We start from the raw sequence: 11,455 nt of genomic DNA, 5'->3' as shown, positions 1-11,455 counted from the left end.
ATGAGGAGGCGGAAAGATATGAATGGTAAAAGGTGGACCGCTTTAATAATTGCAGGTGTATTATTATTGTTTTCATTAGGGATCAACACAATTTTTGCAATTTTTAAATCGAATTTCTTTAGTAATTTTGATAGCTTGGTGGCGGGAAACGATTTAACTTTGATGGAAGAAGTTAAAGAAAGCGGCGAAATGGATAAACGTATTGCATACTTAAAGGTTGACGGTACGATTCAAGATGTTGGCTCAAGTACGTTTTGGGAACCAGTTTCTTATGATCATCAATTTTTCTTAGATCAATTAGAAAATATTTTAAATGATAAGACTGTGGAAGGTATCGTCTTAAGTGTTAATACACCAGGTGGCGGAGTAAAGGAATCAGCTGAAATCTATAAAAAACTCATGGAAATTAAAGAAGAGAGACAAATTCCAATCTATGTAACTATGGATTCGATGGCAGCTTCAGGTGGTTATTATATTTCAGCGCCTGCAGATAAAATATTTGCGCAACGTGATACAATTACAGGTTCAATTGGTGTCATTATGCAATCTATTAATTATCAGGCATTAGCAGAAAAAGTTGGGATTAAATATGAGACGTTTAAATCTGGTGAACATAAAGATATGCTTAGCCCAATGCGTGAAGTAACACCAGAAGAGCGTGCTATGATGCAAGACATGATTAATGAAACATATCAGGAATTCGTTCATATTGTGGCAAAAGGTCGTAATATGTCTGAAGCTAATGTGAAAAAAGTTGCCGATGGTCGAATTCTTAGTGGTAAGAAGGCTCTGGAAGCGGGCTTAGTAGATGAGATTGGCGATGAGGAAGCAGCAATTACTGCAATGCGTAAAGACTTTAGTTTAGAGGACGCAGAATTATTTGAGTATTCATATGAGACGGGTGGTTGGCCATCATATGTTGGGATGAAGATTGGATCAATGTTTGGCCCTTCAGCAGAGGAAAAAATGTTGATGAAAATTATGGCAGATTATAAAGCACCAAAAATGATGTACTTATATGGCGAAAACTAAGGAGGGAGTACAATGACAAACAATGATATTGTTATGCAAGGTTCACCCTCTATGGAGAATACGTTCCTAATAAATCAGCCAATTACGAATAAAAATTATGCGTTAAAAACGGCAGGCTTTTGGATACGTTTCTGGGCATTTTTATTAGATGGATTCGTTATTACAGCTATAGGTGGAATTCTCGTTAACCCAATTTTTTATTTAATGGATTGGTCATTATCTGAGACTGTATGGTATGCACCGATTTCGATTATATCTGCTATTCTTTATTACAGTTATTTCGTATTAATGACGAAGTTTTTTGGCCAAACATTAGGGAAAATGATATTTGGATTGCGTGTTATTTCATTAAAGCATGATAAACTGACTTGGTCAGATGTGTTATTCCGTGATTGGATAGGGCGTATCATCAATAGCATTTTCATGCCACTTTATATTCTTGTAGGCATTTTACCAAACAATCAGGGTCTACATGATTTTTTCGCGGATACAACAGTCGTTCATGAAAAAGTATATGTTGAAAAAGATATTGTGCAATCATATTTGCCAATCAAAGAGGAAAAGACTAAATCTGCACCTCTAGAGGAAAAACCAGAACCTGAAAAGCTGGAAAAACATAACGAAGAATAATGGCTTGAGCTGTCTCATTACGGTGAGACAGCTTTTTTTTTGTGATGGTAGAGGTGATTAATGATTTGTTCATTGGAGAAAAGTCCCGAAAGTTGGGATGACATTTAATTATAACGACTTCGTACCTGCTGGGTGACTCCTTGGGAATTAGCAATAGAGGAAAATGTATCACGTTCTGTGATAACGTCTTCATTACCAACACCCTGCCGCTGTCGCTTCGCTGTCGCGCAAAAAACACCCTGCCGCTGCCGCTTCGCTTTCGCGCAAAAAACATTTCCTGCCCCAAGCTGCTCATCGCCTTGTCGGAACGAAAATCAACCCTATATTATGGTGATGAGCTTGCAGAAATGGTGCAACCATAAGCAATTATCGTAGAACAGGTTCGAGAAAATTCTTTCAAAACTATTTTGATGAGCTGTCTCAGTTGCAATTAATTCCCTCCATTTAGTAATATTATGTACATATGAAGATTAGGAGGCGTTTATATGGCACAAGTAACATTTAAAAATGGCCCAGTAACACTTGTAGGTAACGAAGTAAAAGTTGGAGACAAAGCACCAGACTTTACTGTATTAGCGAATGATCTATCACCTGTTACATTAAAAGATTCAGAGGGGAAAATTCGTTTATTTAGCGTTGTACCATCATTAGATACTGGTGTTTGTGACGCACAAACACGTCGTTTTAATGAAGAAGCAGCAAAGTTAGGGGATAATGTAGTTATTTATACGGTATCTGTTGACCTTCCATTTGCTCAAAAACGTTGGTGTGGTGCAGCAGGCATTGATGCTGTTCAAACAGTTTCGGATCACCGTGATCTTTCATTTGGTGAAGCATACGGTGTCTACATCCAAGAATTACGCCTTCTAACGCGTGCGGTGTTTGTTGTGGATGCAAATGACAAAGTGACATATGTGGAATATGTTCCTGAAGCAACAAACCATCCAGACTATGAAGCGGCAATAGCAGCTGTCAAAGCACTAGCATAATTTATTGATATTAGGCTAAGATATTACTAGACAAAGGGGCTGTGACAAGTTTTTGTCACGGCTCTTTTCTGCTTGAAAGGAAGTTATGTATGGAAAATATCGAAAAGTTATTTGGTAAGCTAAATGAACATGCTGAAAAAATAGAAAAAGAACATAATGTTACATTACTAGAGGGGATTTTAGATGGTTTAGAGGCATGGTTAGATGGGGAGGTTGACTTTTCACAAGACGGTGCTACAAAGGAAGATGTGCGCAAAGCAATTCAAATTGCTGTTTTAAAGGGGATGCGAAAAGGTTCTCAGCCGAATCACCAAATGACACCTGATACTCTTGGATTATTAGTTGGTTATTTTGTGGAGCAACTATTTGCAGAACGACTAAAAACAGAAAAAATATCTATTTTAGATCCAGCAGTAGGTACAGGAAATTTACTATTAACAGTTATGAATTTATTAGACGGAAAAACAGAAGCTACAGGTGTAGAAGTTGATGAGCTACTTATTCGTATAGCTGCTGCTACAGCTGATTTGACAGAGCAGCCCGTTTCCCTATTCCGTCAAGATGCTTTACAAGATTTATTAGTAAATCCTGCAGATGCTGTTGTTTGTGATTTACCGGTCGGGTATTATCCGAATGAAGATGTCGCATTAGATTATGAACTATGCGCTTCAGAAGGAATGAGCTATGCACATCATTTATTTATTGAGCAGTCCATTAATTACACAAAGGATGGGGGCTACTTATTTTTCTTAGCACCAACCCATCTCTTCGAGTCTGAGCAGTCGAAACAACTGCATAAATACATTCAAAAGCATGCTTGGATTCAAGCGATTATTCAATTGCCAGATACAATGTTCGCCAATAAAGCACTTGAAAAGAGCATTGTCATTTTGCAAAAGCAAGGTAAGGAATTCAATGCTCCAAAAGAAGTATTATTAGCAAAAGTACCAAACATGCAAAATAAACAAGCTCTTGCTATGTTCTTCGAAAAAGTGAAGATGTGGCAAGAAGGGAAATAAGTATAAAAGGTATCCAAAATAGGATACCTTTTAGTTTGTCGCTAAAAGAATAAAATAAAATAACTTTTACTTCGAGTCGCTGCAAAAACGAAAGGGTTAATTTTCGTTCCTCTATTGCTAATCCCCAAGGAGTCGCCCAGTCTTCACGCCAATCACCCGCTGCACTTCTTAAAGTCATAAAGGTTTTTCTACAATAAGAAAAAGGTACCCAAAATAGGATACCTTTTATGTAAGACAAAATTAATTTTCAGGTGTACGGATTACAAGTACGTCACATTTAGCTGAGCGTACAATTGCTTCAGATACTGAACCAATTAGGAAGCGTTCTACTGCATTTAGACCAGTTGCACCACAGATGATTAAGTCTGCGTCTACAATTTTAGAAAGCTCTTTTGTAATGATATTTTTTGGTGAGCCGTATTCAATTACAAGGTTAACATTTGTTAAGCCTTCTTCTTCAGCTTGTTTTTTGTAACCATTTAATAGCTCTTCAGAGAATGCTTGTGCACGCTCAGCAATTGAACGATCATATGCTTCGATTGCAGCGAAAGAACGTGTGTCAATAACATTTACTAAATTTAATACAGCACCTTCATTACGTTTTGCTACATCAATCGATTTACGGAAAGCGTATTCGGCTTCCTTAGAACCGTCTACTGCAACTACAATGCTTTTATATTTATTAGCCATTTGAATTACCTCCCTGATTTGTATATGTTGATTATACCAAATGATTTTCTAAAGGAAATACTTTCCGTCATAAAAAATGTGAAGAAGTGAAGGCATTTACATGCACAAAAAAATAAATAGTACTATCAAAAAGCAATTTTTTTGTTACTTTCGAGGCATTCTACAGGAAATCTCATATCGACAAGAATAACTAATTATCAATATATTAATTGGAATGTTTGTCGTTATTAGAATATTAGAAATTTTATCTATTATTATTTTAATTAAAGCATTTTTTGTTTATGTTTGGTAATATGGAAGTGCAAGGGGTGCATCAATACATCGAAGAGTATGTAACAAAATGTGCTTATTTTTTAGGTAATGGAAGGGGATAGGGAAGATGAAGATTGGTATTCCAAAAGAAATTAAAAACAATGAAAACCGTGTAGCTATGACACCAGCAGGGGTTGTTACATTAACGAATGCAGGTCATGAAGTGTACATTGAATCTGGAGCAGGTTTAGGCTCAAGCTTTACAGATGCAGACTACGTTGCTGCAGGTGCTCATATTGTTGAGACAGCAAAAGAAGCATGGGCACAAGAAATGATTATGAAAGTAAAGGAGCCCGTAGCATCAGAATACGATTACTTCTATGAAGGTCAAATCTTATTTACTTATTTACATTTAGCGCCAGAGCTTGAATTAACGCAGGCACTTTTAAATAAAAAAGTTGTAGGCATTGCTTATGAAACAGTGCAATTAGCAAATGGATCCTTACCACTTTTAACACCAATGAGTGAAGTTGCTGGTAAAATGGCAACGCAAATTGGTGCACAATTCTTAGAGAAGAATCATGAAGGTAAAGGTATTTTACTAGGCGGTGTATCGGGTGTACCACGCGGTAAAGTAACAGTAATTGGTGGCGGTATAGCTGGAACAAATGCGGCAAAAATTGCTGTAGGTATGGGTGCTGATGTAACGGTTATTGATTTAAGCCCAGAGCGTTTACGTCAATTAGAGGATTTGTTTGGCCGTGATGTTCAAACATTAATGTCGAATCCTTATAATATTGCAGAATCAGTGAAAAACTCAGATTTAGTAGTTGGGGCAGTTTTAATTCCTGGAGCTAAAGCACCAAAGCTTGTTTCTGAGGAAATGATTCAGTCAATGCAACCGGGTTCAGTAGTAGTCGATATCGCTATTGACCAAGGCGGAATTTTTGAGACATCTGATCGAGTGACGACACATGATGATCCAACTTATGTAAAACACGGAGTTGTACATTATGCGGTAGCAAATATGCCAGGAGCTGTACCACGTACATCAACAATTGCTTTAACAAATAATACAATTCCTTATGCGCTACAAATTGCGAATAAAGGTTATAGACAAGCATGTGTTGAAAATGCTGCACTAAAACTAGGTGTTAATACTATAGATGGACATCTTGTTTACAAGGCTGTTGCAGATTCTCAAGGTCTGCCCTATGTAAATGTTGATGAATTAATTCAATAAGTAACATAACAAAAGGAAGCACTATGTTTAATGATGAGTGCTTCCTTTTGTATTGTTGAAGAACTATGGCTCCGTGCCGACTTAGGCCTTTGTAGCTGTCGCTTCGCTTTCGCTACAGGAAAGATTGTTGCTGCCGCTACGCTATCGCACAGATAAAACATTTGTTGCTGCCGCTACGCTATCGCACAGAAACATCCGCTCCGGCAGGGTCTCGCTTTCCCACGGGAATAAATTAGAGTGCTATGCAAGAAGATACACACTATATGAGATAGTTGATTGGAGTGGAGGCTGGGCGACTCCTTGGGGATCAGCGATAGAAGAACGAAGGCTAAAACCATCACATCCTGTGATAACGCCTTCGTGACCAACCTCGTGTTGGCCCGAGACCTTGCAGCGAAGCGAAGCGGCTCATCGGACGCCCCCAGGAAAGCGCCCAGCTGGAACGGAAATCAACCCTTTGCGGAAGAGCTATACTTTACACTAAAAAAGGAAGCAACCGACATGGTGCTTCCTTTTCCTTAAATAAACTTACAGTACAATCAAGTCTTTCGGGAATTTTGTAAGTATTTCTACGCCATCTTTTGTTACTACCACATCATCTTCAATGCGGACACCAGTCACATCGGATTTATAGATACCTGGTTCAATTGTGAAGACCATGCCTTCTTCCATAGTCATTTCATTAGTGCCTGTAACAGATGGGAATTCATGTACAGAAATGCCTAGTCCATGACCAAGTCGATGTGTGAAATATTCGCCATAGCCTGCGTCAGTGATAGTATCGCGAGCGATTTTATCTAAATCCATTGCGCGAACACCTGGTTTTACAGTTGCGATTGCATTTGTGTTAGCGGCTAATACTGTGTTGTAGATTTCCTTTTGTGCCTCACTAGGTTCACCAAAGGCAACCGTACGTGTAATGTCAGAACAATAACCGTCGTAAATTACGCCAAGGTCGAATAATATCATATCGCCTTTTTCTATTTTTCGAGCACCTGGTTTACCGTGTGGAGAGGCTGTTTTTAGACCGCTCAATACCATTGTTTCAAAGGACATCTTGCAGCCTTTATCCTGAATAGCGCTTTCGATCGCAGTTAAGATTTCCATTTCTGTTTTGCCTTCAGCAATTTCTTTACAGCCGATTTCAATAGCATAGTCTGCTAGTTCTGCAGCTTTACGTAATTTTTCTAATTCTGTTTCATCTTTAATTACTCGCATTGCATTGATTTTTTCGTCAAGACGAACAAAACTAGCCTGCGGGAATGATTGTTGTAGGGCCTCTAAACGCTCTACGATGAGCTGAGATTTTTCAATAGCAAATGTTTGTGGGTTAACATTACGAGCTTTAATAGCTTGGGCAAGAACTTCCATTGAATTTTCAGTATCTTGATGACCGATGACCTCATAAGGCCAACCTGCATCCTTCGCATCTGGGATTTCCATTTTGGGGCAAATTAAAAAAGGTTCTGCCTCTTTAAAAATCATCACGCCAAGTAATCTCTCATGCGGATTACTTTTAAAGCCTGAAACGTAAAAAACATTATCAGGTGTCGTTACGAAAGCGGCATCAATTTGGTTTTGTTGTAAATAGTTTTGAATTTCTTCAACCTTTAACATACACAGTTCCTCCTCTTAGTGCATTGAAAAAAATTTCAAGTGCTTGGCTAAATAATAGCCTCACCGGCATGGGGCTTCAACGAAATGAATAATTGTTTCCTACAAGGTTACCTCTGTTAGGAAAGAATCTATTATTCTCTGTACTAGCATATCAAAAAAAGGGAAAAATCGCATGGATAGCGAATAAAAATGATGTAGCACAATATGTACTGCTGGGAGGAAACTTATATGGAAATTAGTTATCATGGACATTCAGTTGTTAAAATTCAATCAAATGGGAAAACAATATTAATAGATCCATTCATTAACGGGAATGGGCTAACAGATTTAAAGGTTGCTGATGAGGCTCCGGATATTATTTTACTTACACATGGCCATAATGATCATGTCGGTGATACAGTCGAGCTTGCGAAGAAAAAAGATGCGCTTGTCATTGCACCGAATGAGCTAGCTAATTGGATTTCTTGGCAAGGAGTGAAAACGCATCCAATGCATATAGGGGGAGCTAAGGAATTTGATTTTGGTAAAGTGAAGTTCACGCAAGCGTTCCACGGTTCGTCATTTGTAACAGAAAATAATGAAATTATATATATGGGGATGCCTGCTGGAATTTTATTATTTATCGAAAACTTAACGATTTATCATGCAGGGGATACCGCTTTGTTTAGTGATATGAAATTAATTGGAGAACGCCATCCTATTGATATTGCATTTTTACCGATTGGTGATAATTTTACGATGGGCCCAGAGGATGCGGCTTGTGCAGTTTCATTTTTGAAGCCGAAAATTGTTGTACCAATTCATTATAATACATTCCCTCCAATCGAGCAGGATCCACAAAATTTTGCAGATTTAGTGCAAAATGCAGAGGTTCAAATTTTAAAAGTAGGTGAAAAAGTTAACTGTTCCTAATTTGTGACACTGCTGTACTATATGAGTTGGCACCACGTGCGTAGTTGAAACGATGGGAAAAGTAAAACAAATTATCATTTTATATTAAATATTTTAATAAAAAATATGGTACACTAAGAGCAGAATTTGATGCTTGAGAAATAGGTGATATTTTGTCTACAAAACATGAGAGAATTTTACAATACATCGAATCATTACCCGTAGGTGATAAAATTTCAGTACGTCAAATTGCAAAGGAAATGCAGGTGAGTGAAGGAACGGCATACCGTGCCATTAAAGAAGCGGAAAATCGCCGTTTAGTTAGCTCTATTGAACGTGTTGGAACAATTCGTATTGAGAAGAAAAAGAAAGAAAATATTGAGCGATTAACCTTCGCTGAAATAGTTAACATTATAGACGGCCAAGTTTTAGGTGGAAAAACAGGTCTACATAAAACGTTAACGAAATTTGTTATTGGTGCCATGCAATTAGAAGATATGATGCGTTATACAGATGCTGGAAGCTTGCTCATCGTTGGTAACCGTATAAAAGCACATGAAAATGCACTGCGAGCTGGTGCTGCTGTTTTAATTACAGGGGGCTTTGATACAACTGAGGAAAACAAGTTACTTGCAGATTCCTTGGACTTACCGATTATTTCAACAAGCTATGATACCTTTACCGTAGCAACAATGATTAACCGTGCAATTTATGACCAGTTAATCAAAAAAGATATTTTATTTATTGAAGATATTTATGTGCCGATGACGGATACTTCTGTTCTTCGAAATGATGAAACTATTCATCATTTCCAAAAGCTAAATGAACGAACAACTCATGGTGCATTTCCTGTTGTTACAGCAAACAATAAGCTTGTTGGGATGATTACCGTAAAAGACGTTATCGGTCGAGAAGAAACCGAGCTAATTGATAAGGTTATGACAAAAAATCCGATTGCTGGATCGATGAAAATGAGCGTTGCTTCTGCAGGACATCGTATGATTTGGGAAGGGATTGACCTATTACCAATTGTGGATGATGACAATATTTTGCAAGGTGTGATTAGTCGACAAGATGTACTAAAAGCGCTTCAGCTTGCTCAAAGACAACCACAGCATGGTGAAACGATTGATGATTTAGTGAAAAACGAGATGAAGGTACTTGGCGATGAAGAATTGATCGTAGAATTTAAAGTAACACCACAAATGACAAACCAATATGGTGCAATTTCTTATGGAGCATTCACAACTTTGTTAGCGGAAGTTGGCTCATTCGCATTAAAGCGCCGTAAACGTGGGGATGCAGTTGCCGAAAACATGACGATTTATTTCATCAAGCCTGTGCAAATGGAAAGTACACTTACTGTAAAGCCTCGAATATTAGATATGAGTCGTAAGTTTGTGAAAATGGACTTCGAAGTGTTTAATCAACAAATGCTTGTTGGGAAGGCTATGATGATGTTCCAACTACTGGAACGTTAAGAAAACGCAAAAAGGGATGGTCTAGGGTAAATGCTAGACCATCCCTTTCACTTCTTTCAGCGGGTGTCACGGAATCGGAGGGGAGTTATTAGTCTATAACAACTAACTGACCTACATCGGTGCCGCTCCCCCTACGCTTTCGTACAAAAAACACCTGATGGCCTAAGTACAATGCCGATTCCAAACGTAATTATGCCGGTGCATAATTGATTATTTATTGGTTAATTCGGTACTCCTCGTCAACAAATTGACCGTAGTGGCGAACCCTTTTTATATTTTCTATAACAACAAAGATGCCTAAAACGATAAGAATTGCTACAATAATAAATGTATATAACCCAGGGAATAAATAGGCTTGGTTTAAACCAAATAAAAGGATAAATGCACCGAAACTTACATTGGCTTTACTTTTGTACCAATTTTTAGCGATTGGTAATGAAGAACGAAACTGTTTTGTTTTAAAATAAAAATAAAAAACAAATGATATGATTATTGCAAATACAAATATTAAATTGAGCATAGTAAACCTCCTAGCATAACTAGTCATTATTGTAACGATAATTAGAGAAAAATGCTAACGGTTATTACTATCAATTTGGGGGAAATTAATTTGAAAAGACAAATCATCGACACAATTGCTTCATATGAAACAATCATTATCCATCGCCATGTGCGTCCAGATCCAGACGCATATGGATCTCAGCAAGGGTTAAAAGAGCTTATTTTAGCAAATTATCCGGAAAAGAAGGTTTTTGCTGTAGGTGAGCATGATGAATCTTTATCATTTTTAGCATATCCAGATTCCATTACGGATGATATATACGACGATGCTTTAGTTATAGTGACAGATACGGCTAATACTGAACGAGTTGACGATCAACGCTATACAAAAGGAAAAATGATGATAAAAATAGATCACCATCCAAATGATGATCCGTATGGTGATTTACTATGGGTGGATACGAATGCGAGCTCTTGTAGTGAAATGATTTATGAGCTTTTTGAGGAAGGGAAACAAGTAGCAAACTGGATTTTACCCGATGCCTCCGCTAGATTATTATTTGCCGGTATTGTAGGGGATACAGGACGTTTCCAATTCCCTAGCACGACCGTAAAAACGTTTAAAATTGCAGGAGAGCTTATTACATATAATTTTGATCGAAATCAAATTTTCGATGGAATGTATGAAATGGAGCAAAAGCTATTAAATTTACAGGGCTATATTTATCAAAATTTCAAAATGGATGCGTATGGAGCAGCACATATCAAGCTGACAAAGGAATTGCTGGCAGAATTTAATGTTGTACCGTCAGAGGCGTCATTGTTAGTTGGCTGTCTTGGAAGTGTGAAAGGTATTTGTGCATGGGTGGTCTTTATTGAAGAGGCCGATCAAATTCGAGTGCGTTTACGTTCAAAAGGCCCTATCATTAACACTTTGGCGAAGGAATTTAACGGTGGAGGACATCCGCTTGCATCTGGGGCTACAGCTTATACATGGGAAGAAGCAGAGCGTGTTATAACGCGATTACAGGAAATTTGTAAATCATATCAATAAACATAAATATTGGGCTCTTCGCTAAAATTAGTGGATGACATTGTTAAACGTATGCC

At 37.8% G+C, this 11,455-nt stretch carries 12 protein-coding genes; 9 read left to right on the top strand and 3 right to left on the bottom strand.

What is annotated here, in order from left to right; all coding sequences use genetic code 11:
* Positions 1–18 precede the first annotated feature (18 nt).
* From sppA to ACIQ7N_RS12645, 5 genes are all read left to right on the top strand, one after another.
* Positions 19–1,032, top strand: a complete 1,014-nt coding sequence (gene sppA, locus ACIQ7N_RS12665; RefSeq protein WP_132357210.1) for a signal peptide peptidase SppA — start codon at positions 19–21, stop codon at positions 1,030–1,032.
* Positions 1,033–1,044: 12 nt separating this feature from the next.
* On the top strand, positions 1,045–1,662 hold the full coding sequence (locus ACIQ7N_RS12660) for an RDD family protein (RefSeq protein WP_402932529.1): 618 nt from the start codon (positions 1,045–1,047) through the stop codon (positions 1,660–1,662).
* A 140-nt stretch (positions 1,663–1,802) separates the two neighbouring features.
* Positions 1,803–2,024, top strand: a complete 222-nt coding sequence (locus ACIQ7N_RS12655; RefSeq protein WP_402932526.1) for a hypothetical protein — start codon at positions 1,803–1,805, stop codon at positions 2,022–2,024.
* Between the two features lie 123 nt (positions 2,025–2,147).
* The gene (gene tpx, locus ACIQ7N_RS12650) at positions 2,148–2,651 is read left to right on the top strand and encodes a thiol peroxidase (protein ID WP_132357208.1); all 504 of its coding nucleotides are present in this window, start codon (positions 2,148–2,150) and stop codon (positions 2,649–2,651) included.
* Between the two features lie 89 nt (positions 2,652–2,740).
* Complete coding sequence (locus ACIQ7N_RS12645) at positions 2,741–3,670, top strand: class I SAM-dependent methyltransferase (RefSeq protein ID WP_248716883.1); 930 nt, start codon at positions 2,741–2,743, stop codon at positions 3,668–3,670.
* Between the two features lie 240 nt (positions 3,671–3,910).
* Here the strand turns inward: ACIQ7N_RS12645 and ACIQ7N_RS12640 are convergent, their stop codons facing one another.
* Positions 3,911–4,360 (bottom strand): universal stress protein, encoded by a 450-nt coding sequence (locus ACIQ7N_RS12640; protein ID WP_049667487.1) that lies wholly within the window; start codon positions 4,358–4,360, stop codon positions 3,911–3,913.
* Between the two features lie 379 nt (positions 4,361–4,739).
* Here ACIQ7N_RS12640 and ald point away from each other — a divergent pair, with 379 nt between their 5' ends.
* Positions 4,740–5,855: an alanine dehydrogenase gene (ald, locus tag ACIQ7N_RS12635; RefSeq protein ID WP_402932522.1), complete on the top strand. Its 1,116-nt coding sequence runs from the start codon at positions 4,740–4,742 to the stop codon at positions 5,853–5,855.
* Between the two features lie 528 nt (positions 5,856–6,383).
* Here the strand turns inward: ald and ACIQ7N_RS12630 are convergent.
* Positions 6,384–7,472, bottom strand: coding sequence for a M24 family metallopeptidase (locus ACIQ7N_RS12630; RefSeq protein ID WP_402932519.1), 1,089 nt, complete (start codon positions 7,470–7,472; stop codon positions 6,384–6,386).
* A 228-nt stretch (positions 7,473–7,700) separates the two neighbouring features.
* Between ACIQ7N_RS12630 and ACIQ7N_RS12625 the strand changes: the two genes are divergently transcribed.
* Together ACIQ7N_RS12625 and ACIQ7N_RS12620 are read left to right on the top strand one after the other, a co-directional pair.
* Positions 7,701–8,384, top strand: a complete 684-nt coding sequence (locus tag ACIQ7N_RS12625) for a metal-dependent hydrolase (protein WP_402932516.1) — start codon at positions 7,701–7,703, stop codon at positions 8,382–8,384.
* Between the two features lie 152 nt (positions 8,385–8,536).
* Positions 8,537–9,844, top strand: coding sequence for a DRTGG domain-containing protein (locus ACIQ7N_RS12620; protein WP_132357203.1), 1,308 nt, complete (start codon positions 8,537–8,539; stop codon positions 9,842–9,844).
* 214 nt (positions 9,845–10,058) lie between these two features.
* Here ACIQ7N_RS12620 and ACIQ7N_RS12615 read toward each other — a convergent pair whose 3' ends face one another.
* Complete coding sequence (locus ACIQ7N_RS12615) at positions 10,059–10,364, bottom strand: YtpI family protein (RefSeq protein ID WP_132357202.1); 306 nt, start codon at positions 10,362–10,364, stop codon at positions 10,059–10,061.
* Between the two features lie 90 nt (positions 10,365–10,454).
* Between ACIQ7N_RS12615 and ACIQ7N_RS12610 the strand changes: the two genes are divergently transcribed.
* On the top strand, positions 10,455–11,399 hold the full coding sequence (locus ACIQ7N_RS12610; RefSeq protein WP_402932512.1) for a DHH family phosphoesterase: 945 nt from the start codon (positions 10,455–10,457) through the stop codon (positions 11,397–11,399).
* Positions 11,400–11,455 lie beyond the last annotated feature (56 nt).

Source organism: Lysinibacillus sp. NPDC095746, from assembly GCF_044763535.1.
In the GTDB taxonomy this organism is placed as follows: Bacteria; Bacillota; Bacilli; order Bacillales_A; family Planococcaceae; genus Lysinibacillus.
This window is presented reverse-complemented; position numbering and strand designations above follow the sequence as displayed.